This window comes from Clostridium sp. J1101437_171009_A5 (genome assembly GCF_015547905.1).
GTDB lineage: Bacteria > Bacillota > Clostridia > Oscillospirales > Oscillospiraceae > Pseudoflavonifractor_A > Pseudoflavonifractor_A gallinarum.
Genome location: NZ_JADMVY010000004.1, coordinates 95,419 through 118,562, shown reverse-complemented (window position 1 = coordinate 118,562; position 23,144 = coordinate 95,419). Strand labels below are relative to the sequence as shown.

The 23,144-nt window shown below is 64.4% G+C and carries 20 protein-coding genes; 2 read left to right on the top strand and 18 right to left on the bottom strand.

The window, feature by feature from the left end; translation table 11 throughout:
* Positions 1-44: 44 nt before the first annotated feature.
* Complete coding sequence (locus I2C21_RS07640; protein ID WP_195278913.1) at positions 45-1,418, bottom strand: MATE family efflux transporter; 1,374 nt, start codon at positions 1,416-1,418, stop codon at positions 45-47.
* 343 nt (positions 1,419-1,761) lie between these two features.
* Between I2C21_RS07640 and I2C21_RS07635 the strand changes: the two genes are divergently transcribed.
* Complete coding sequence (locus I2C21_RS07635; protein WP_195278912.1) at positions 1,762-2,349, top strand: DUF3793 family protein; 588 nt, start codon at positions 1,762-1,764, stop codon at positions 2,347-2,349.
* 33 nt (positions 2,350-2,382) lie between these two features.
* Complete coding sequence (locus I2C21_RS07630) at positions 2,383-2,808, top strand: flavodoxin (RefSeq protein ID WP_101692740.1); 426 nt, start codon at positions 2,383-2,385, stop codon at positions 2,806-2,808.
* A gap of 310 nt (positions 2,809-3,118) precedes the next feature.
* Here I2C21_RS07630 and I2C21_RS07625 read toward each other — a convergent pair whose 3' ends face one another.
* From I2C21_RS07625 to I2C21_RS07545, 17 genes are all read right to left on the bottom strand, one after another.
* Positions 3,119-4,279 (bottom strand): MFS transporter, encoded by a 1,161-nt coding sequence (locus I2C21_RS07625; protein ID WP_195278911.1) that lies wholly within the window; start codon positions 4,277-4,279, stop codon positions 3,119-3,121.
* A gap of 473 nt (positions 4,280-4,752) precedes the next feature.
* The gene (locus I2C21_RS07620) at positions 4,753-4,908 is read right to left on the bottom strand and encodes a hypothetical protein (protein ID WP_180956920.1); all 156 of its coding nucleotides are present in this window, start codon (positions 4,906-4,908) and stop codon (positions 4,753-4,755) included.
* 16 nt (positions 4,909-4,924) lie between these two features.
* On the bottom strand, positions 4,925-7,681 hold the full coding sequence (gene mgtA / locus I2C21_RS07615) for a magnesium-translocating P-type ATPase (RefSeq protein ID WP_195278910.1): 2,757 nt from the start codon (positions 7,679-7,681) through the stop codon (positions 4,925-4,927).
* Between the two features lie 506 nt (positions 7,682-8,187).
* Complete coding sequence (locus tag I2C21_RS07610; protein WP_353654788.1) at positions 8,188-8,679, bottom strand: winged helix-turn-helix domain-containing protein; 492 nt, start codon at positions 8,677-8,679, stop codon at positions 8,188-8,190.
* Between the two features lie 40 nt (positions 8,680-8,719).
* A complete protein-coding gene (mgtA, locus tag I2C21_RS07605; RefSeq protein WP_195278909.1) occupies positions 8,720-11,380 on the bottom strand; it encodes a magnesium-translocating P-type ATPase in 2,661 nt (886 codons plus the stop codon).
* A gap of 129 nt (positions 11,381-11,509) precedes the next feature.
* Positions 11,510-12,463 carry a D-2-hydroxyacid dehydrogenase gene (locus I2C21_RS07600; RefSeq protein WP_101692736.1) on the bottom strand — a complete coding sequence of 318 codons (954 nt, stop codon included), beginning with the start codon at positions 12,461-12,463 and terminating at the stop codon, positions 11,510-11,512.
* A gap of 176 nt (positions 12,464-12,639) precedes the next feature.
* Positions 12,640-13,470 carry an HAD family hydrolase gene (locus I2C21_RS07595; protein ID WP_195278908.1) on the bottom strand — a complete coding sequence of 277 codons (831 nt, stop codon included), beginning with the start codon at positions 13,468-13,470 and terminating at the stop codon, positions 12,640-12,642.
* The gene (locus I2C21_RS07590; protein WP_101692734.1) at positions 13,471-14,418 is read right to left on the bottom strand and encodes a transketolase family protein; all 948 of its coding nucleotides are present in this window, start codon (positions 14,416-14,418) and stop codon (positions 13,471-13,473) included.
* A gap of 3 nt (positions 14,419-14,421) precedes the next feature.
* Positions 14,422-15,267: a transketolase gene (locus I2C21_RS07585; RefSeq protein ID WP_101692733.1), complete on the bottom strand. Its 846-nt coding sequence runs from the start codon at positions 15,265-15,267 to the stop codon at positions 14,422-14,424.
* 455 nt (positions 15,268-15,722) lie between these two features.
* Positions 15,723-16,319: a cytidylate kinase-like family protein gene (locus I2C21_RS07580; protein ID WP_101692732.1), complete on the bottom strand. Its 597-nt coding sequence runs from the start codon at positions 16,317-16,319 to the stop codon at positions 15,723-15,725.
* A 114-nt stretch (positions 16,320-16,433) separates the two neighbouring features.
* Entirely contained in the window at positions 16,434-17,153 is a 720-nt protein-coding gene (gene sigE / locus I2C21_RS07575; RefSeq protein ID WP_101692731.1) for an RNA polymerase sporulation sigma factor SigE, read from the bottom strand.
* A 37-nt stretch (positions 17,154-17,190) separates the two neighbouring features.
* Positions 17,191-18,039, bottom strand: a complete 849-nt coding sequence (locus I2C21_RS07570; protein WP_328821067.1) for a sigma-E processing peptidase SpoIIGA — start codon at positions 18,037-18,039, stop codon at positions 17,191-17,193.
* 450 nt (positions 18,040-18,489) lie between these two features.
* Positions 18,490-19,287, bottom strand: a complete 798-nt coding sequence (gene dapF / locus I2C21_RS07565) for a diaminopimelate epimerase (RefSeq protein ID WP_328821068.1) — start codon at positions 19,285-19,287, stop codon at positions 18,490-18,492.
* Positions 19,288-19,299: 12 nt separating this feature from the next.
* Positions 19,300-19,848, bottom strand: a complete 549-nt coding sequence (locus I2C21_RS07560; protein ID WP_101692728.1) for an ANTAR domain-containing response regulator — start codon at positions 19,846-19,848, stop codon at positions 19,300-19,302.
* A 31-nt stretch (positions 19,849-19,879) separates the two neighbouring features.
* On the bottom strand, positions 19,880-21,214 hold the full coding sequence (glnA, locus tag I2C21_RS07555) for a type I glutamate--ammonia ligase (protein ID WP_195278989.1): 1,335 nt from the start codon (positions 21,212-21,214) through the stop codon (positions 19,880-19,882).
* Between the two features lie 376 nt (positions 21,215-21,590).
* Complete coding sequence (locus I2C21_RS07550) at positions 21,591-22,193, bottom strand: histidine phosphatase family protein (RefSeq protein ID WP_186963735.1); 603 nt, start codon at positions 22,191-22,193, stop codon at positions 21,591-21,593.
* A 10-nt stretch (positions 22,194-22,203) separates the two neighbouring features.
* Positions 22,204-23,106, bottom strand: a complete 903-nt coding sequence (locus I2C21_RS07545; protein WP_195278907.1) for a DMT family transporter — start codon at positions 23,104-23,106, stop codon at positions 22,204-22,206.
* Between the last annotated feature and the right edge of the window lie 38 nt (positions 23,107-23,144).

The window sequence follows — 23,144 nt, the reverse complement described above, 5'->3', positions numbered from 1 at the left end:
CGGGGACGCTCTCCCAAACGGAAGAGCGTCCCCGCCTTTCTTTTTTAGTCGTTCGGCTCCAGCAGCTGCTTGCGGCACCAGCTCCTGCCGTGCCAGCGCCAGAGGAACAGCCCTGCCCGGATCAGCTCATCCAGCGCCATGGCGATCCAGAGCCCGGCCAGGCCCATCCCCCACACCACGCCGAAGAGGTAGCTTCCGCCCACCCCCACGATCCACGCGGCGATGATGCAGATGGTGACCGGGAAGCGAATGTCTCCGCAGGCCTGGAGGGAGCGCACCATCACCATGTTGACCGCCCGGCCCACCTCCAGGGGGATCTCGATGAGCATGATGGTCTTGGCCAGGGCCAGGACCTGGGGGTCCGAGGTGAAGATGCGGTAGACCGGCTCACACAGGACATAGAGCACCACCGAGACCGCCGTGGACACCCCTGTGGAGATGAGCACGGTGGTCTTGACCTGCCGGTCGGTCCGGGCGATCTCTCCCCCGCCCATCAGCCGGGCCACCACCACCTGGCAGGCCTGGGACATGGCCGAGCCGAAGAGGTAGGTCACGTTGGCGAACATGGTGGCGTACACCCGGGTGTTGACCACGAAGGCCGGGAACACATTGCACACGGTCTGCACCCCGATCTGGGACAGGTTGTAGGAGACCGACTCGCCCCCGGTGGGGATGCCGATGCGCAGCAGCCGCCGCAGCTCCTCCCGGGGGAAGGGGCGCAGATATTCCAGTCGGAGCACCGGTCCGAAGCGGGCACGGAAGAGGGTAGCGATGATGATCACGCCCATGACCCGGGAAATGCCGCTGGAGATGGCCGCCCCCGCCACCCCCAGGGCGGGCAGGCCCACCGCCGGGATGCCGTTGATGAGGATGGCGTTGCCGCCGATGTTCAGGCAGTTCATGACCACCGAGACGGCCATGGTCTCCTTCATCATCTGGCTGCTGCGGAAAAAGGCGGTAAAGGTCAGATAGACCGCCTGAAAGACCATGCCCAGGCCGATGATGCGCATATAGAGGCAGGCCTCTTCAAACATGACCGCCTGGACCCCCATCAGCCGGAAGACCCAGGGGCTGAAGAGCAGCAGGAAGAGGCTCACCGCCAACCCGAAGATCAGATTGGCGGCCAGGGAGACCGCGTAGATCTGGTTGACCTTTCGGGTGTCCCGGGCGCCGATGTACTGGGAAATCAGGATCATGGAGGCGGTACACACCACGGAAAAGACCAGCAGCAGCAGATTGGTGATCTGGTTGGCGTTTCCGATGGCCCCCACCCCGTTGGGATCGTGCCAGCCCACCATCATCTGGTCGGCGTTGCCCACCATGAGCTGGAGGAGCAGTTCAATAAAAATCGGCCAGGTCAGGGCCAGGATCTGGCCGGCCCCGCCCCGCCCGGATGTACGTTGGGAATCGTGTTTCATAGGGTCATCCTCTCTCAAATCAGGTACCGGACAGAGTCTGGCGGGAGACCTTCGCCCGATGCAGCAGACACTATTATAGAGCCTGCCTTCTCCCCGGTGCAAGGCGGAGAACTGCACACAATTTGCACGCCCCCTTCCCCATCCTTGCACGAGATACACAGAATATCTTTTCTGCGATTTTTGCAGAAACTGAAAAATTACCCTTGACAGATCGCTTCCCCTGTGCTATTCTCATACATGTAGTTAGTCTTAGCTAACTAACAAGTTCCTGGACGGGGGCCATTCCCCCGCTTCTCTTTCCCTTTAGGTTAGCATAAACTAACTATCAAAAAGGAGTGTTACCATGCATCCTCAATCCGCTGCGTTTGAACGGGCCCTCGCCTTTCACTGTGCCCCCGCCCTCTCGGGCGCTGCGCCGGCCAACCTGGTCTCTCTGGCCCGGAGCGAGTATCCGGATCTGCCCGCCCTGCTCGCCCGCTACGGCCGGCGGCTGGAGCCCCTGGGCATCCGGCTCTTCCCCCTGTGCCAGTGTGACCGCCGGTGGCTGCTGCTGGTCTTTCGCCCGGCGCTGCTGCGCCAGGCCCTGGCTCTGGTCCAGGTGCGGGCGTGCCTGCTGCGCTGCGGCTACCCGGCCGGCGGGACCCTGGCGGAGCAGCTGGAGCTGCTGCGGGACCGGGTCTCCCACGGCGGGGGCTTCCCCCACGAGATCGGGTTCTTCCTGGGCTATCCGTTGGCGGATGTGCTGGGCTTCCTGGCCCTGGGGGGCGAGTGCTGCCGCATGAGCGGATACTGGAAGGTCTACGGCGACGTGGCCTATGCCAGGGGCTGTTTTGCCCGCTTCGACCGGTGCCGGGACCGGCTGTGCCGGGGGCTGGCCGACGGGACCCCCCTGCTGGAGCTGCTGCAAACACAGCGAGCGCAGGCTGCATAAGGATACGCTTACATCAAAGGAGGTCGTTTTGACATGCAAATCGCGGTAATCTACTGGACCGGTTCGGGCAACACGGAGGCCATGGCCCAGGCAGTGGCCGAGGGCGCCCGGAATGCCGGTGCGGATGTATCCCTCTTCCAGGTCTCGGAGCTGACCGCCGCCGACGCCGCCAAGTATGAGCGTCTGGCCCTGGGCTGTCCCGCCATGGGGGCCGAGGTGCTGGAGGAGAGCGAATTTGAGCCCTTCTTCACTGAGCTGGAGTCCAAACTCAGCGGAAAAACAGTGGCCCTCTTCGGCTCCTATGGCTGGGGCGATGGGCAGTGGATGCGCGACTGGCAGGAGCGCACCGACCAGTCGGGCGCACAGCTCTGTCAGGACGGCCTGATGGCCCACGAGACCCCCGACGAGGCCGCTCTGGCCCAGTGCCGCTCTCTGGGTGAGGCGCTGGCCAAGTCCTGATTTTCTTCTGTTTTCTCCCTACTCTCTCTTTTCTCCAAACTTTCTTTTCTCCAAACTCTGCGCGGGAAACCCGGGCGGCGGTCTGAGACCTCCGCCGCCCGGGGCCTCCTCCCTCCCACCCAAGTGGGACGCCCGGAGCAGGCGAGCCTATGGGCTTCGGCTGGCCTGTTCCGCGCATCCTCCTTCGGTCTACACCTATTTCTCTCTTTTCTCCAAGCAGCAAACGACAGAAGCAGACTCCCCCCGGTGCTGGGCACACCGGGGGGAGTCTGCTTTTCAAAAATGCAGGCATTTTTTCGAGGGGATTTGCTCACTTGACCACTCGGGCGCTCCGGCGCAGTTCCCCTGCCGCGCACAGCACCACCGCACACAGGCAGAGTCCGCCCCCGGCCAGAAACTGTGCCGCGGCCCCCTCCCCCGGGAAGAGGGGCACAAAGGCCCCCACCAGGTAGGGAGAGAGAAAATAGCCCACGTTCAGCACCGTGAGCACCAGCGCGGTGGCCCCCGGCAGGGTCTTCTGGGGGGCGGTCTCGGTGAGCTCCAGCATCAGGCAGGGGTTGAAGAGGGCGATCCCCGCCGCCGGGGCGCACACCGCCAGGACCGCCGGGAGCAGGCCGATCTGGAGCCCGGCCAGCAGGTAGCCCCCGCCCATGATCCCAAGGGCCCAGGCAAAGGTATACCGCCCCGTCCGGCGGTAGATGGGGCCGAACACAAAGGCCAGCAGCCCCGAGAGCACCGAGGCCACCGCCGTCACGATCCCCGTGAGCTGGGCGGTCCCCAGCCCGTACCCCTCGATGTAGAGGGAGGCCTGGGTCACATTCACATAGTAACACACCGCAAAGACAAAGCCGATGACACTCAGGCGCAGGATGGCGGGGACGTTCCACCCCTCGCATCCGCCGCCCGGCTGTCCCTCGTGCCGCCCTTCCACCGCATCGGTGGGCAGCAGGCGGATGGTCAGCACCAGGGGGATCAGATTCAGGGCGAAGAGGAGGTACACATTGTACCAGTGCAGGTCGGCCAGCACTCCTCCGGCCAGCACCACCGCGATGCGCCCCAGCTGCATGATCCCGGCGGTGGCCCCCATGACCCGGCGGCGCTCCTCCCCCTCGTAGTACATGCTCACCAGGAGCGGATAGAGGGTGGAGCCCATGCCGTAGGCAATGCCCATCATGGCGCTCCCCACCAGCAGCACCGGCAGGCAGGCCCGCCCCACATAGCTCAGCGCGCCGCTGAACAGGTAGATGGAGAGCCCGGCCACGGCCAGGTGCTTGCGGGCAAAGAAGCGGGTCAGCAGCGGCACGCCCAGGATCCCCGCAATGCCCATCAGGTTGGGCAGGGTCAGCAGGAGCTGGAGCACCGGCTCGGGCACCCCCGGAAAGGCGCTCAGCAGTCCGCTGACCGCCACCGAGGGGGCCAGATAAATCAAATTGACAAAGCAGATGGCATAGATGGGGAGCTTGCGTCTCATAGCAGTCGTCCTTTCTGACAGGTGAAGTGTTATTATATCCCACCCATCCGGGAAAGGCAAGGAAATCTTCCCCTTCTGCCCACAAACATGCACCTGCGTGTCGAACAGGTTCGACACGCTTCTCAAAAATGCAAGCATTTTTTCGAGGGGATGCAGGCCGCCGCACGCATCGTCGGGGCAAAATCCGCACCTTTCGCCCCGGCCTGACGGCCAGGGCTCACTTCGCTCCCTTGCCCCTCCTCTCCCAAACAAACCCGCTTCGCTGGGCTTTGTTTGGGTTCCCGGGAAGGGCCACACACTTGCGGCCTGAGCAGTGTTTTTTCCGACGTACACGCCGCCGGAAAAAACGATTGACTTCCTTCCGCCGTCTGCGGACGGCGGAACTCTGCGAGGCTCTTGCAGCACAAATCGCAGAAATACACTTATCCATAGCCGGATGCGCCTGCCGTGGCTGCCACGGCAGGCGCATCCTTTTAGTCCTCCTTTTTTTTTCTGGTCCAGAACAGCAGGTTCATGCCGATCACCACCAGGGCCGTGGCCGCCATGGCGGCCCAGAAGCCCAGGTTGATGCCTGCCCACTCGGTGGTCCCGAACAGGTCGAGCCAGAGCTTTGTCCAGTGGATGGTCATAGCGCTTCCTCCTTTTTCACAGCAGCTCGCCGTAATGGCGCGCATAGGCTTTTTTCAGGCTGGTGGCCAGCATCATATAGAGCACGATGCAGGGGATCAGATAGGCAAAGTACGCCGCCGGAAGGGCCACCAGACCCAGCAGGGTACCCAGCTTCGTAAAGGGAATCACGGTCAGCACCGCGATCCCGGTGAAGGTCAGCAGCGTCACCCCGGCGGAGGCCCGGCTCTGGAGGAAGGGCAGCTTGGGGGTGCGGATCATGTGGATGACCAGGGTCTGGCTCCACATGGACTCCACGAACCAGCCGGCGTGGAACATGGCGGCATAGGTCTGCTGCATCCCGGCCAGCTCCGCGCCGCTGTAATAGGCGGGGAGGTCGTTGTACAGAATCCCGTGGGAGACAAAGAGCGGACAGAAGACAAAGTACAAAAAGGCGTAGGTGGTCCAGTCGAAGATGGAGCTGGTGGGCCCGATCCACAGCATGAATTTTCCGATGCTGGAGGCGTCCCACTTGCGGGGCTGGGCGATGAATTCCTCGTCCACATTGTCCCAGGGGATGGCGGTGCAGCTCAGGTCATAGATCAGGTTGAGCAGGATCAGATGGATGCTCTCCATGGGCAGGAAGGGCAACAGGGCCGAGGCCGCCAGCACGGAAAACATGTTCCCGAAGTTGGAGGAGGCCGTCATCTTGATGTATTTGATCATGTTGGCGTAGGTCTTGCGGCCCTCCACGATCCCCCGCTCCAGCACCATCAGGTCCTTTTCCAGCAGGATGATGTCGGCCGACTCCTTGGCGATGTCTACCGCCGTATCCACCGAGATGCCGATGTCCGCCGCCTTCATGGCGGCCGCGTCGTTGATGCCGTCGCCCAGGAAGCCCACCGTGTGGCCCCCCTGCCGCAGGGCGGAGACCACCCGGGCCTTCTGGTCGGGGGAGAGCTTGGCGAAGATGTCGGTGTGCTCGGCCGCCCGGACCAGGGCCTCGTCGCTCATCCGCTCCACATCGGAGCCCAGCAGCATCTTGCTGCCCCGCAGGCCCACCTGCTTGCAGATGCAGCGGGTCACCCGCTCGTTGTCCCCGGTCAGGATCTTGGTGGTCACCCCGTGGTCTCTGAGGGCCCGGATGGCCTGGGCGGTGGACTCCTTGGGCGGGTCCAGGAAGGCCAGGTAGCCCATGAGGACCATGTCCCGCTCCTCCTCGGCGTGGTAGGTATCCACCCGCTCCACCATCTTCTGGGCCAGGGCGATGACCCGCATCCCGTCCTCGTTCAGGCGGTCCACGGTCTCCAGGATCTCCCGGCGGGTCTCCTCGGTGAGGGGGCGGATCTCCCCCCGGTACTCGGTCCAGGCGCAGACGGCGCACATCTCCTCCACCGCGCCCTTGGTGATCATCTGGCGCTTTCCGCTCAGGTCCTCCACCACCACGGAGAGGCGGCGGCGGGTGAAATCAAAGGGGATCTCATCCACCTTGCGGTACCGCTGGGACAGATTGACCAGCTGGGGCTGGGAGGCCTCTTCCTCCTCGGTGCGCTCGATGATGGCCACGTCCATCAGGTTGCGGTAGCCCGTCTGGAAATAGCTGTTCAGATAGGCGTGGCGCAGCACTCTGGCGTCCTCCTTCCCGGACACGTCCATGTGGTATTCCAGCACCACCTTGTCCTGGGTCAGCGTCCCGGTCTTATCGGTGCAGAGCACATCCATGGCCCCGAAGTTCTGGATGGAGTTGAGGTTTTTCACGATGGTCTTTTCCTTGGACATGGAGACCGCCCCCTTGGCCAGGCAGGTGGTCACGATCATGGGGAGCATCTCGGGGGTCAATCCCACCGCCACCGAGATGGCGAACAGGAAGGCCTCCAGCCAGTCCCCCTTGGTCAGGCCGTTGATGAAGAAGACCACCGGGACCATGACCAGCATGAAGCGGATCAGGACCCAGGAGACCGCGTTGACCCCCTTGGTGAAGTTGGTCTCCACCGCCTCTCCGGCCACCGAGACCGCCATGGAGCCAAAGAGGGTGGCGTCCCCCACGGCCAGGGCCACGGCGGTGGCGCTTCCGCTGATGACATTGCTCCCCAGGAAGGCGATGTTGGGAAGGTCGGTCACCGGCACATCCGCATCGGCGCAGCTCTCGGGCGTCTTCTCCACCGGGTCGCTCTCCCCGGTCAGGGCGGCCTGGCTGATGAACAAGTCCTTGGCCGCCAGGATGCGCACATCCGCCGGGACCATGTCCCCCGCGGAGAGGTGGATGATGTCCCCCGCCACCACCTCTTCCAGGGGGATCTCGCCCGTCCCCTGCTCCCGGCGGGTCACCGTGCAGGTGGTGGTGATCATGGCCAGCAGCCGCTCGGCCGCGTTCCCCGAGCGGGACTCCTGCACGAAGCGCAGGGTCCCGGACAGAAAGACCATGGTCAGAATGATGATCACCGTCAGGGGGGCCACCTCCTCCGGCTGGTGCTGGTACAGCGGGATGAGGATGTCGGTAAACATGGACACCACGGCCAGGCAGAAGAGAATGGCCGTGAAGGGGTTGATGAAGGAGCCCGCCACCCGGGCGGCCAGGGACTTCTTCTTCTCATGGGTCACCTGATTGCGCCCATAGAGGTTCCGGTGCAGGAGCACTGCGTGCTCTTCCAGTCCGCCCATGGCGGTGTCCCACCGCTCCAGTACGGTCTTGATGCCGCTGGTGGCGGCAAAGGTCAGTGCCTCGTGGTTCTTCTCCCGGGCGGCAGAGGCGGCTGCGCTGCGGGCCGGGATGTTCTGCTGTTTCTTGCGATGCATGGGGCTTGATCCTCCTTTTTCTCGGGCATCCAGCCGCCGCACACACCTCCGCAAGGGGTGGTTTTGGCGGCCTTCCCCTCATTTTTCCGGCATAAAAGCGGGCCGGCATCCATCAAAACCACCTCCTGATGTCATTCAACTTGCCCGTTTCCCCGGGCGCAGGTTATAGTATAGCTTTTTTCTCCCCCGGATCCTATGTTCAAATCCTTGCGATTCTCTTGCCTTTGCGCAAGAAACGGGCTGCCGCACAAGAACGTGCGGCAGCCCGTTTCAGACTGTCAATAAAGTGTGCTCCTGCGTTTTTCGCTGCAAGAGCCTCGCAGAGTTCCGCCGCCCGCAGGCGGCGGAAGAGGGTGGGATCGTGTTTTCCGGCGGCGTGTACGTCGGAAAACACTCTTCTCAGGCCGCAAGTGTGTGGCCCTTTGGGCCATGCGCGCAGCGGTCTGCATCCCCTCGAAAAAATGCTTGCATTTTTGAGAAGCGTGTCGAAAGACTTCGACACGCTATCACAGGTCGTCATTGAATTTGTACCCGATCCCCCAGATGGTGAGGATATACTCGGGCGCGTCCGGGTTGGGCTCGATCTTTTTCCGCAGCTTGCGGATGAAGGCCATGATGTTGCTGTCGGTGGTGTAATAGTCCTCCTCCCACACTGCCTGGTAGATCTGCTCCTTGGTAAAAACGGTCCCCCGGTTCTGGGCCAGGAAATACAGGATGTCGAACTCCTTGGGGGTCAGGGCGATCTCCTTCCCGGCCCGGAGCACCCGTCTGCTCCGGGGGGATATGACAAGGTCTCCGCAGGTCATCCCGTCGGCCTCTGTCTCCCCGGCCGCACCGCCCACCTCGAGCATCAGGGCGTCGGAGGCCCCCGTCCCCAGGCTCTCGATCCCCCGGCGCAGTTCTCTTCCCCCCGGCGTATCGGGGGCCCCGTGCTCCAGCGCCTGCCGGAGCCATTGGAGGACGGCGGAGTCCAGGGAGGCAAAATAGATTTTTTTCACGCGGTCTCCTCCCCTTTCTCCCACACATGGAATGGATGTCTCACCACAGCGTATGATACCGCCTGAGATAGTACCGCTTGGCCAGTGTGACCAGCAGCATATAGCACAGCACCATCCCGGCCAGGAACAGGAAATAGACCCCCGGCAGCGGGGTCAGCCCCAGCCAGGCCGCCGCCGGTGTGTACACCACCGCCGTCAGCGCCAGCAGTCCCCCGGAGGTCACCAGCCACACCACGCCGGACGCCCGGCTCTGAACAAAGGGGATGTGCCGGGTGCGGAGCATGTGCAGGATGAGCACCTGGGTCCACATGGACTCCAGAAACCACCCGGTGTGGAACAGCATGGCATACTGCTCCTGCATGGCCCCGGACAGGGCGGCGTATCCGCCCCCCAGCAGGGAGGGACAGAGGACCCAGTACAAAAAGGCGAAGGTCAGCAGGTCGAACAGAGAGCTCACCGGTCCGAAAAACCGCATGAACCGCCCCAGAGTATGGCCCGACCAGATGCTGGGCCTGCCGCAGTCCTCCCCGTCCACCCGGTCCCAGGGGAGGGTCATGCACAGCAGGTCATAGAGCAGATTGAGGAGCAGCAGCTGGATGGAGGTCATGGGCAGGAAGGGTAGGAAGGCGCTGGCCAGCACGATGGAGAAGATGTTCCCGAAATTGGACGAGGCCGTGATGTGGATATACTTGCTCATGTTGGCAAAGGCCCGGCGCCCCTCCAGGATGCCCTGTTCCAGCACGTTGAGGTCTTTTTTCAGGAGGATGACGTCGGCGGCCTCCTTGGCGGCCGGCGCGGCCGTGTCCACGGAGATGCCCACGTCGGCGCTGGTCATGGCGGCCAGGTCGTTCATCCCGTCCCCCAGGAAGCCCACGGTGTGTCCGTTCTCCCGCAGGAGGCGGATCAGCTCCGATTTCTGCCCCGGCGTCAGCTCGGCAAAGACGTCCGTCTGCTCCACCGCCGTGATGCGGGCATCCTCCGTCAGGGCCATCAGCGCCTCTCCGGTCAGGATCTGCTCCGCCGGGATGCCCAGACGCCGGCACACCGAACCGGCCACGCTCCGGTGGTCCCCGGTGAGCACCTTGACCCGGACATGGAGCTCCCGCAGGCGGCCCAGCGCCTGGGCGGCCGAGCGCTTGGGCGCGTCAAAAAAGACCAGATACCCCAGCAGCGTCAGCTCCCGCTCGTCCTCCGGACAGAGTTTTTGCTTTCCGGGCAGCCTGCGCCCGGCCACGGCCAGCACCTTCATGCCGTCCTCCAGCATCTCGTCCACCACGGCGTGGACCCCTCCGGCATCGGACGGGTCGATCTCCACGGTCTCTCCCCGGTGGAAGACCCGGCGGCAGCGGGCATAGACCTGTTCCACCGCCCCCTTGGTGATCAAAAAGGGCTCCCCCTCCCCGTCGGAGAGGAGGACGCTGGCGCATTTCCGGGTGTAGTCAAAGGGGAGCTCATCCCATTTCCGCACCCGCTGCCCCAACGCCTGAAAATGCGCCTCCCGGCCCGGCATGCCGGAGCAGGCCAGGATAGCCCGGTCCAGATGGTTGGAGGGCCCCCCGTGGCAGAGGCTGTTCAGATAGGCGCAGTCCAGCACCGTGCCGCTCTCCTCCCCCAGGATGTCCAGGTAGTACTCCAGATGGATCTCGTCCCCGGTCAGGGTGCCGGTCTTGTCCACGCACAGCACATCCATGCTGCCAAAGCTCTGCATGGCGTTGATGTTCTTGACAATGGTCTGCTTCCGCCCCATGGCGGCGCTCCCCCTGGCCAGGCAGGCGTTGATCACCACGGGGAGCATCTCGGGGGTGAGCCCCAACGCCACCGAGAGGGCAAAGAGAAAGGAGGTCCCCCAGTCCCCTCTGGTCAGGGCCGAGATCACAAAGACCACCGGCACCAGGGTGGCCATGAAGCGGATCAGCACCCAGGCGATGGAGTTGGCCCCCTGGTCAAAGCTCCGTCTGGTCTCCTGCAGCTCCCGGAGGTAGCTCCCGTATACGGTGTGGGGACCCACGGCCAGGACCACGCCCTCGCCACTGCCGCTGAGGACGCTGCTGCCGGTAAAGGCCAGATTGGAGCACGCGCTCAGGGCCGCCGAGCCCCCCGGCGGAAGGGGGGATACCGTCTTTTCCAGGACGGTGCTCTCCCCGGTCAGCAGCGACTGGGAGACAAAGAGGCCGTGCACGCCGGTCAGGCGCAGGTCGGCCGGGACCCGGTCTCCGGTGGAGAGGAGCACCACGTCCCCCACCACCAGCTCCTCCGCCGGAATGCGCAGCACCTGTCCTCCCCGCCGGACCGAGACGGTGATGGCCCGCTCTCCGATCAGCCGGTCGGCCGCCGAGCCCGCTCTCCGCTCCTGGAGCAGCCGGACGGCCCCTCCGGCCACCAGCATCAGGAGGATGAGGGCCACCGTGGTCCCATTCCGGCTGAAATTGGAGTCCAGCCAGACGTCGGTGACAAAGGACACCGCCGCCAGTACCAGCAGGATCACGCTGAAGGGGGTGATGAACGCCCGGCGGAGCCGCGCTCCCGGCCCCTCCTCCGTGCGGTACCCGATCCGGTTTTCTCCGTACTTCTCCCGCATCCGGGGGATCTGGTCCCGGCTCAGCCCCCCGGGGGGCACCTGGAGCTCCCGGTAAAGGGTCTCCACGTCCTCCCGCGCATAGCGGCGCAATCGCTCCTGCGGCGATGACGGTATCTGCTCCATGGCGCACACTCCCCTCCGGCCGTGCTCTCCGCACTTGTGTCCTGCCTATTGTACCATATTCTCTTCCCCTTGGGTGAGCTGAAATTCTTGCGATTTTCTTGCCCTTCCAGGTCTAGGGCGTCCCGCTTCTCAGGGATTCACCACGTTCACCGGCGTGCCGGCCAGGAAGCACTCCAGATTGTGCGCCGCGATCTCCATCAGGCGCACCCGGGTCTCCCGGGGACCCCAGGCCAGGTGGGGCGTGATGATGCAGTTGGGCGCGCCGATGAGGAGGTCTCCCGAGCGGGGCGGCTCCTCACACAGCACATCCAGGGCCGCGCCCCCCACCTGTCCGGAGCAGAGGGCCTCATAGAGGGCGCTCCCGTCGATGAGCGGTCCCCGGGCGGTGTTGAGAATCAGAACGCCCCGCTTCATGGCGGCCAGGCGCGCGCGGTTGAGGAAGCCCCGGCGCTCCTCGGTCAGGGGGCAGTGGAGGGAGAGGATATCCGAGCGGCGCAGGACCTCCTCCAGCGCGGCGGCGTGCAGTCCGGGCATCTCCTCGATCGTGTGGGAGGAGGAGACCAGCACCTCCATCCCGAAGGCCAGGGCGAGACGGGCCACCGCCTGGCCGATCCGGCCATAGCCCACGATGCCGAAGGTCTTGCCCTCCAGCTCCATCATGGGCTTCTCCCAGTAGCAGAAATCCTCGATCCGGGCCCAGTTCCCCGCCTTGACGCTCTCGCTGTGCAGACCCACGTGGTTGGTGAGCTCCAGCAGCAGCGCAAAGACGTGCTGGGCCACCGCATGGGTGCTGTACGCCGGGATGTTGGTCACGACGATCCCCCGCTCCCGGGCCGCCTCCAGGTCCACCACGTTGTACCCGGTGGCCAGGACGCTGATATAGCGCAGGTTGGGGCAGGCCTCCAGCACCGCGCGGTCCAGAACGGTCTTGTTGGTCATGGCCACCTGGGCCTCCCCGATGCGCTCGGCCACCAGCTCCGGCGGCGTGCGGTCATAGACCGTCAGCGTTCCAAACCGCTCCAGAGGGGCCCAGTCCAGATCGCCCGGATTGAGGGTGTACCCGTCCAAAATCACACAATTCATAAACATTCTCCCTTCTGCTCCCGGCTGCTCCCGGAGCAAGACACAAAAAGCGGCGCGGTCCCATTTCGAGACCGCGCCGCCGTATCGTTCCTTGGTACGCTTTGCATGCCGCCCCGCAAGCCGGGGCAGCCCATCCGTGACCCGAAACCGCTTCTTGTGGGATGAACCCCTGTCCGTTACGCCTCTGGGTGGAGCACATAGCGCTCCACCATCCGGCCCACGCCGTCCTCCTGATTGGAGGGGGCGATCTGACCGGCCGCTTCCCGGGCACAGTCCATCCCGTTTTCCATGGCAAAGGAGCACCCCGCCCAGCGGAGCATCTCCACATCGTTTCCGCCGTCCCCGAAGGCCATGACCTCCTCCCGGGCGATCCCCAGGCGGGCACACAGCCGCGCCAGGGCCCGGCCCTTGTCGGCGCCCGCCGAGCTGATCTCCAGGTTATGGGACAATCCGGAGGTCACATAGAGCCCCGGAATGGAGGCAAGCTCCTCCCGCAGCGGGGCGCGGACGGCCTCGGGGACGAAGAAGTTGTCGATCTTCTCCACCCGCCGTCCGGCCAAGATCTCCTCCAGGGAGTCCACCAGGGTGATCACCCGCTCGGCGGTGCGCTGAAATTCCGGCGACAGGCAGAAATGCTGCCCCATCTCGGCCAGCACGGCCCGCTCCAGATAGGCCTCCCCGTCCGAGTAGGTCAGGAAGGGCACGTCCGCCCGGCGCAGCATCCCGAAGAGACGCCGCCAGACCGGCTCCTCCAGACCGTTCCGGTCCAGCCAGACATCCTCCGCCACGGCCCGGGTGCTCGTCCCGTTGCAGAGAATGGTGTAGTCCACGCACCCCAGCTTCTCCACGCTGTCCCGCACGAAGCACCAGGGCCGCCCGCTGGCCAGGACGATGTGCACCCCCCGCTCCGACGCCGCGCGCAGGGCCGCGCAGCTGCGGGGCGAGATGGTCACATGGTCCCGCTCCAGGAGGGTGCCGTCCATATCGGTGGCAATGAGACGGATCATTTACTTCTTCAGAGCCACCGCGGCGCGGGCCTGGGTCGCGATCCCCTCGGGGGTGAGACCGTAGTGCTCCAGCACCAGGGGAGCCTTGCCGGAGCGGCCGAACACGTCGTTGACGCCGTGGCGCACCACGGGCACGGGGCACACGCCGGAGAGATAGCCGGCCACGGCCTCGCCCAGACCGCCCAGGATGTTGTGCTCCTCGGTGGTCACGATGGCGCCGGTCTCCCGGGCGGCGCGGAGCAGCAGCTCCTCGTCCAGGGGCTTGATGGTGTGCATGTCGATGACCCGGGCGTCGATGCCGTCGGCCTGGAGCATCTCGGCGGCCTTCAGGGCCATCTGCACCATCATGCCGGTGGCCACGATGGTCACATCGCTGCCGTCCTTCAGGGTGGTGCCCTTGCCCAGCTCGAAGGTGTAGCCGGGGATGGTGTCGGTGACGGTCTCCACCGCCAGGCGGCCCAGACGCAGGTAGGCGGGGCCCTCATAGTCCAGCAGGGCCTTGACCGCCAGCTTCATCTCGTGGCCGTCGCAGGGGCAGCACACCAGCATGCCGGGAATGGAGCGCATGGTGGCGAAGTCCTCGCAGCACTGATGGGTGGCGCCGTCCTCGCCCACGCTCAGACCGCCGTGGGAGCCCACCACCTTCACGTTCAGGTGGGGGTAGGCCACGGAGTTGCGCACCTGCTCAAAGGCGCGGCCGGCGGCAAACATGGCGAAGGTGGCGGCAAAGGGCTTCTTGCCGCAGGTGGCAAGGCCGGCGGCCACGCCGACCATGTTGCTCTCGGCGATGCCCATATTGAAAAAGCGCTCCGGATAGGCCTTGGAAAAATTCTTGGTCATGGTGGCGCCCGAGAGGTCGGCGTCCAGCACCACCAGCTCGGGATACTGCTCCGCCAGTTCTACGATAGCCTCGCCGAAGGCGGCGCGGGTTGCGATCTTATCAGCCATGGTTTACTTCCCCTCCAGTTCGTTCAGCTTGGCTTCCAGCTCGGCATGGGCCTTCTCATACTGCTCGTCGTTGGGAGCCTTGCCATGCCAGCCGGCGTCGTTCTCCATGAAGGAGACGCCCTTGCCCTTGACCGTGCGGGCCAGGATGACGGTGGGCTTGTCGGTGCAGGCGCGGGCCTGCTCCAGCGCGTCGGCGATGGCCGCATAGTCGTGGCCGTCCACCTGGAGCACGTTCCAGTTGAAGGCGGCAAACTTCTGATCCAGAGGCTCGGTGGGCATGACGTCGGCGGTCTTGCCGTCGATCTGAAGGCCGTTCACATCCACGAAGGCGCAGAGGTTGGACAGATGGTACTTGGCCGCGGCCATGGCGGCCTCCCAGATCTGGCCCTCGGCCACCTCACCGTCGCCCAGGACGGCATAGACCCGGTAGTCCTTCTTGTCCAGCTTGCCGGCCAGAGCCATGCCCACCGCGGTGGAGAGGCCCTGTCCCAGGGAGCCGGTGGACATGTCCACGCCGGGGACGTGCACCATGTCGGGGTGGCCGGAGAGATGGCCCTCAATGGAGCGGAAGAGCTTGAGCTCCTCCACGGGGAAGAATCCCCGCAGCGCCAGCACGGAGTAGAGCGCGGGCGTGCAGTGGCCCTTGGAGAGCACGAAGCGGTCCCGATCGGGGGACTTGGGCTCCTTGGGGTCCACCTTCATCTCGTGAAAATAGAGCACCGTCAGGATGTCCATCGCGGACAGCGCGCCGCCGATGTGGCCGGAAGCCGCCGTATGGACCATATCCATGCCCAGCAGGCGCCCTTTTGCAGCGGTGACTGCCAGTTCATGTACCTTTGCCTGTTCCATTTGATTCACCTGTCCTTTGAACGATATTTTGAACCATTGCTTTCAGTATAGCCCACCGCGGCCCAGTTCGCAAGATAAAAAACGCCTTTCTTCGTGCGGAAAGCAAATTCCGCCCCCCGCCCCCGGTCCGGAACCCGAAAAACGGCCCGGAGACCATACGATCTCCGGGCCGTCCCAGCGTGTCGAAAAACTTCGACACGCTTCTCAAAAATGCAAGCATTTTTTCGAGGGGATGCAGGCCGCCGCGCGCGTGCCCCTTTGGGGCACACACTAACGGCCTGAGCAGGGTGTTTTCCGACGTACATGCCGCCGGAAAACACGATTTTGACTCTTTTCTGCCGTCTGCGGACGGCGGAACTCTGCGAGGCTCTTGCAGCATAAATCACAGTAATACACTTTATCGACAGCCTGAAACGGCCCGGAGACCATACGATCTCCGGGCCGTCCTGTCTTGTTTATTTGCCGTTCTCATCCATGGCCAGCGCGGCGGCCTGAATGGCCTTCACCGACTCCTCAATGCCGATGCGGCTGTTGATGCACAGATCGTAGTTGTTCATATCGCCCCACTTTTTCCCTACAAAATGGTTGTAGTAGGAGGCGCGGTAGCGGTCCTGCCGGGTCACGTAGTTTTCGATATGGACGCTCTCCACCCCGTACTCCTCCCGGGCGCGGCGGGCCCGCTCCTCCAGCGGGGCCATCACAAAGACCCGCAGGCAGTTGGGGAACTCGTCCAGGATGTAGTCGGAGCAGCGGCCCACGATGACACAGGGGCCCTTTTGAGCCGCCTCCTTGATGATCTTGGACTGGGCGATGAACACCTGATCGGGCAGGGGCAGCATCTGCGTCATATTGTACAGATCGAACATAAAGCTGCCGGTGGGGCGGGTCTCCGCCTGGCGGATGTAGTTCTCCGTCAGACCGGTCCGCTCGGCCACCGCCTGAATGATCTCCTTGTCATAGTATGGAACCTCCAGCGCTTCCGACAGTCTCCGGGCGATGATGCGCCCGCCGGAACCGTATTGGCGGCTGATGGAAATGACGACCTGTTTCATAAAAGGCACCTCCCTGTTTCGGTCGTGTTCCGGATCTCCTCCGGTATAGTATTATTATACCATATTTTCTCCAAACAGAAAGGTAATTTTGACACTTTTTTCAAAAATTGTCGTTCAGATCATCCGCAGGATCTCCCGCTTGAGGCGGGAGATGATCCGCTTCTCCAGCCGGGAGATGTAGGACTGGGAGATCCCCAGCCGGTCGGCCACCTCTTTTTGGGTCTGCTCCGCTCCGCCGCTGAGCCCGAAGCGCAGGGTGATGATCTCCCGCTCCCGGGGCTCCAGCTTCTCCAGGGCGTCGAAGAGGAGCTGCCGGTCCACATCCTCCTCGATGGGGCGCATGACCAGGTCGCTCTCGGTCCCCAGCACGTCGGAGAGGAGCAGCTCGTTGCCGTCCCAGTCGGTGTTGAGGGGCTCGTCAAAGGAGACCTCGGTCTTCTGGTTGGAGGTCTTGCGCAGGTGCATGAGGATCTCATTCTCAATGCACCGGGAGGCGTAGGTGGCCAGCTTGATGTTCTTGGCCGGCTTGTAGGTGGACACGGCCTTGATGAGTCCGATGGTCCCGATGGAGATCAGGTCCTCCAGCCCCACGCCGGTGTTCTCAAATCGACGGGCGATGTAGACCACCAGGCGCAGGTTGTGCTCGATCAGGCGCTTTTTCGCCCACTCGTCCCCCTCCTCCAGCCGCTGGATGAGCTCCGCCTCCTCCTCCCGGGGAAGCGGGGCGGGCAGCGTGTCGCTGCCGCCGATGTACATGACCTTTCCCGGCAGCGACAGGCCAAGCCTCGTCAGGAGCCGCTGTATCCCCGTGTAGATGCGCAGGCGCAGATTCATACCCTTTCTCCTCCTCCCGGTCCTCACCGGGTCTGATTTACAGCGCGCCGATGAGCGCGGTGCAGTTTCCTCCGTCGGATACCGGCGTGGGCGAGAGGGCCACCAGCAGGTCGCCCAGCTCCTCTCCCCCCACCCGGACCGAGTCGGCCCGGACCGCCAGGAGAAAGCCGCACTCCACCCCCACCGCCCGGTAGGGCAGCAGGCGCAGACGGCGTCCCAGCGCGCCCTGGCTCAGCTTCTCCATCCCCTCCACCGGGTGGGTGAGGGCCCAGGGATCGGGGCCGCTCCCGGGCGGAAAGAGGTCCTCCAGCTTCCGCCCCTCCGCCACCAGCACCATCCGCCCGCTCACCGGATCGGTGAGGGTGTGGCCGGTGTCCACCAGCGTGACCAGGGATACCGTCCGCTCCCCCAGCCGCACCACGGCGGTGCGCAGCTCCCGGGGCGTGTGGACCGCCCCCCGCCGGAAGACCAGGGTCAAAAGCGTATAGCACCCGGCCGCCGAGAGCAGGATGAGCCGCAGGTCCATCCCGGAGTAAAAGATCCCGTTTTTCAGGGTGAGCCCCCGCCCGCCCAGCAGCGCGATGGCGAACACGCCGCCCCCGAAGGCGGCCGACACGCCGAAGAACACCAGGCTCACCCGCAGCAGGCGGGGACTGCGCCCGTAGGCCAGCAGGAGCATGGCCACCCCCACCGCCAGCTTGCAGAGGGGATGGAGCAGAAATCCCATCCCCGGAAAGCACACCGCGGCGGCATAGAGCCCGCCCAGCGCGGCCCCGGCCCCCAGCCAGAGGCGGCGCAGCCGCTCCCCCGCCAGCTTGCCCGCCGAGAGCAGGAGCAGATAGTTGACCGTCAGATTGAGCAGGAACAGCTCGTCTATGTAGACCACCGTCAACGGCCTCCCCCCTTTCCGTGCCCCCCATTATAAGCCCGTCCCGCCACAAAAAAGGTCATAAGCCGTTGCCCCCCATCTTCCTCACGCTTCCCCATGATACGACAAAACCGGTGCCCAGTAGGGCGCCGGTCAGACTGTCGATCACATCAGTCTGTGATTTTTGCGGTAACGCCTCGCAGAGTTCCGCCGTCCGCAGACGGCGGAATCAAGTCCAGTCGTGTTTTCCGACGGCGTGTACGTCGGAAAACACTCCCCTCAGGCCGCAAGTGTGCGAGTCGGGAACCCAAACGAAGCCCAGCTAAGCGGGTTCGTTTGGGAGAGGAGGGACAAGGGAGCAGAGTGAACCCTGGCCGTCAGGCCGGGGCGAACGGTACGGACTTTGACCCGACGAAGTGCGCGCAGCGGACTGCATCCTTCTCTCAAAAATGCTTGCATTTTTGAGAATCAGTCCTCGATAAGTTCTCCCTCAAAGACGGTGACGGCCCCACCGGTCATGAAGACGTGGCCGGTCTCCTCGTCCCAGCGGATGTGCAGGCGGCCGCCCAGCAGGTCCACGTCGGCGCTGCGGCCGCACTTGCCGTTGAGCACCGTGGCCACCAGCACCGCGCAGGCGCCGGTGCCGCAGGCCATGGTCTCGCCGCTGCCCCGCTCCCACACCCGCATGCGCAGGTGGTCCGGGCCCAGGACCTGCACGAACTCGGTGTTCGTCCGGTTGGGGAAGCTGGGGTGGTGCTCAAAATCTGGGCCCAGCCGGGGCAGGTCCACCGCTCCCGGGTCGTCCACATAGAGCACCGCATGGGGGTTGCCCATGGAGACCGGCGTTACGGTGTAGTCCTCTCCCTGGATGGTGAGGACCCGGTTCTCCTCCCAGGTGGGGACCCCCATGTCCACCGTCACCGCGGACACCTTCCCGTGCTCCAGGTGGAGCTCCAGGTGCTTGATGCCGGCCAGGGTCTCCACCGTCAGGCTGGTCTTGCCCACCAGCCCCTTGTCGTAGGCAAACTTTCCCACGCAGCGGATGCCGTTGCCGCACATCTCGCTCTCCGAGCCGTCGGCATTGTACATCCGCATCCGCACGTCGGCACAGTCCGAGGGACAGATGCAGATCAGTCCGTCCGAGCCGATGCCGAAGTGCCGGTCAGACACCCGCCGGGCCAGGGCGGGCAGGTCCTCCGGCATTTCCCGGGTACAGTCCAGGTAGACATAGTCGTTGCCCAGACCCTGCATTTTGGTAAACTTCACGCCAATTCCTCCTTATCCATACAGCGCCAGTCCCGCCTCCCGCTCCAGGAGGAGCCGGGCGGTCTCCGCCAGCTTTCGTCCGCAGATCATGCTTCTCTGCTGGAGCAGGCGGTGGGCCTGCCCCTCGTCCATCCCCCGCTGCTCCATGAGCCACTCCTTGGCCCGGCGGATGAGCTCCTCCTCCCCGGCCGGGCGGACACTCAGCCGGACGCTCTGGGCCAGGCCCAGCGCCCGCTCCACTCCCTCCAGCAGAACACTGCGGGAGAGCGGGGTGGAGAGGGTCACCAGCCCATCGGAGCGCCCGCACAGGCTCAGCAGATTCTCCGGCGCCACCAGCACCATGGTGCGCCCGGCCGGCAGGTCAAAAAACAGCTCCTCCGCCGTGGCGTCGGGCAGCTTGTAGCCGCAGACCACCGTGGGGATCTGCTGCTGGCCCAGCAGGAGGCGGACCTCCGCCGCCGTGCGGCAGATCAGTCCCCGGGCCAGGCCCGCTCCTTCCAGCAGCGCACGGACCTTCCGGCTGGTGTTCTCATTCTCAAAGGCAAGTACGACGCGCTCCAACCCCACTCAACTCCCTGTGCGCTGTGCTCCATCAATAGAGGGTGATGTACTTCTCCCGCTCCCAGGAGCTGACGCGGGTCTTATACTCGTACCACTCCTTCTTTTTGCCCTGGATGTAGTAGGAGGAGACATGATCCCCCAGGGCATCCATGAGCAGCTGGTCCTTCTGCAGCTCCTTGATGGCGCTGGAGAGGGAGTCAGGCAGGCTCTCGATCCCACGGGCGGCCCGGGCGGCGTCGTCCATGGCATAGATATTCTCGGTGATCTCCTCCGGCGGGGTGAGGCCCCGCTCGATGCCGTCCAGTCCGGCGGCCAGGCACACAGCAAAGGCCAGATAGGGATTGCAGGACGGGTCGGGGGAGCGCAGCTCCACCCGGGTGGACTGCCCCCGGGCGGCCGGGATGCGGATGAGGGCCGAGCGGTTGGAGGCCGACCAGGCCAGATAGCAGGGGGCCTCATAGCCCGGCACCAGGCGCTTGTAGGAGTTGACCAGGGGATTGGTGATGGCCGAGATCCCCTTCACATGGGCCAGAATGCCCGCGATGAAGCTGTACGCCTCCTTGGAGAGTCCCCGGCGGTCATTGGGATCGTAGAACACGTTCTTGCCGTCCCGGAAGAGGGACATGTTGGTGTGCATGCCCGATCCGGCCACGCCGAAGATGGGCTTGGGCATAAAGGTGGCGTGGAGGCCGTTCTTCTGGGCCAGGAGCTTGACCGCCAGTTTGAAGGTCATGATGTTGTCGGCGGCGGTGAGGGCGTCGGCGTATTTGAAGTCGATCTCATGCTGGCCCGCGGCGTTCTCGTGGTGGCTGGCCTCGATCTCAAAGCCCATCTCCTCCAGGTTGAGGCAGATCTCCCGCCGGGTGGTCTCCCCGTGGTCCAGGGGGCCCAGGTCAAAATAGCCCGCCTCGTCGTTGGTCTCGGTGGTGTGGTTCCCGTGCTCGTCGGTCTTGAAGAGGAAGAACTCACACTCGGGCCCCACATTGAAGGTGTCGTAGCCCATGGCCTTCATCTTCTCGGTCATGCGCTTGAGCACGTTCCGGGGGTCCCCCATGAAGGGGGAGCCGTCGGTGTTGTACACGTCGCAGATCATCCGGGCCGTCTTGCCGAACTGGGCCCGCCAGGGGAAGATGGTGAAGGTGTCCCGGTCCGGGTAGAGGCACTGGTCCGACTCGTCGATGCGGACAAAGCCCTCCACCGAGGAGCCGTCAAACATGATCTGATTGTTGACCGCCTTCTCCACCTGGGAAGCGGTGAGGGCCACATTCTTCAGCTGTCCAAAGATGTCGGCAAACTGCATGCGGACAAATTTGATGTCCTCTTCCCGCACGATGCGGATGATGTCTTCCTTACTCAGTGCCATGATGAATAATCCCCCTTTAAATATATCTGTCTGTCAATGAAGTGTATTCTGCGATTTGTGCTGCAAGAGCCTCGCAGAGTTCCGCCGTCCCGCAGACGGCGGAAGAAGATCAAATCGTGTTTTCCGGCGGCATGTACGTCGGAAAACACTCTGCTCAGGCCGCAAGTGTGCGAGCGAAAGCGAGTGCGCGCAGCGGACTGCATCCCCCTCGAAAAAATGCTTGCATTTTTGAGAAGCGTGTCGAAGTACTTCGACACGCTGAATATATGTGTGATCCTGGCAAAAAGGGCGCTCCTCTCCCGTCCTTCGGGAGCCGGAACGCCCTTGTCCTCGACTCATGTACTTCCCTTCCCGCGCCGGAAGGGCCGTCTTGTCCATCCTACCATATCCGTCCCTCTTTGGCAAGGGGGAGGGGAAAGGAATCTCGCCCCTCCAGCACCGCCCACTGGGCGTTGTCCAGCCGGTAGCGGCGGTTCATCTCCGCAAAGCTGCCCCCCTCCAGCCAGCATAGGGTCCCCTTGATCACCGCGCTGTGGGCCACCACCAGGGCGGTCCCCTCCCCGGAGCGGCTGATCTGTTCCAGGGCGGGCAGGACCCGGCAGAGCATGGCCGCGAAGGACTCGCCCCCCAGGGGGGCCATGCGGAGGCGGTCGGCCTCATAGCGCCGGTACTCCTCCCGCCAGCGCTTCTGGATCTCGGTCCAGGCATGTCCCTCCCAGTGGCCGAAGGAGATCTCCCGCAGGCCCTCCACCGGCTCGGGCGTCAGGCCCAGCAGTCTGCCCGCGATCTGGGCGGTCTCCAGGGCCCGCTTCTGGGGGCTGGCATAGATCCGCTCCACCCGCTCCCCGGCCGCCAGCAGGCGGCGGGCCAGCTCGGCGGCCTGGGCCCTGCCCCGGTCGTTGAGGGTGGTGTCGCTCTGTCCCTGGATCTGTCCCCGGGCGTTCCAGTCGGTCTCTCCGTGCCGTGCCAGCAGCAGTCTCATAGCGTCCTCCTCACTTGGCCGCCGCCCGGCAGTTGAGCAGCAGTCCCGCAATGATGACCCCGATGCCCAGGAACTGGACCGGGGTGGGCATGGCGTCTCCCAGCAGCACCACCCCGCCGATCAGGGTAAAAATGATCTCGCCCGCGATGGTCCCCTCGGCCAGGGAGAGGAGCTTGGGGTCCCCCCGTCCCAGATTGGTGGCCTGGAAAAAGAGGATGGTGGCGATGACCGCCGAGAAGATGGCCACCAGCAGCGCCTGGAAGCACTGGCTCCCGCTGGGCAGCCGTCCCTGGACCACCGCCACGGCCGAGAGGGCCAGGAAGAAGGGCAGGCTGCAAATGGTCATGCCCAGCACCCGCTGGGGGGTGTCCAGCTCCTTCCCGCACAGATCCATCATCTTGCGGTTGCCCAGGGGGTAGGCCACCGCCGCCACCGAGATGAGCCCCAGGCAGGTCAGCACCCCGCCCCCGGCCTCCCCGCTCAGGAGGCGCTCGCTCTGGATGAGGACCACCCCCAGCAGGATGACCGCCACCGCGCCCAGGCTCCGGCGGGGGATCTTCTTCCCCCACAGGGGATTGAGGAAGACCCCCGCCACAATGGTCAGCTGCCACAGGGACACCGTGAGCCAGGACTCCCCGAAGTCGGAGGCCCAGGTCAGCGGGGCGTAAAAGAGGCCGAAGCCCACCGTGCTCCAGAGCAGCCAGGGCCCCGGACTGCGCCGGATGGACTCCAGCACCGGGCCCAGCTTGTGCCGGGCCCCCACCATCCCCCACAAAAACGGCAGGGAGAACAGATAGCGCAGCGACGCGCTCCAGATCCAGTATCCGCCGGAGAGATTCATGCTCCGGTTGAGAATAAAGGTAAAGGCAAAGAAAAAGGAGGACAGGATACCCAGTCCTAAGATGCGTTTCATGACAAGCTCCTCTCTCCGGCGGCGGGCCCCCGGGATGG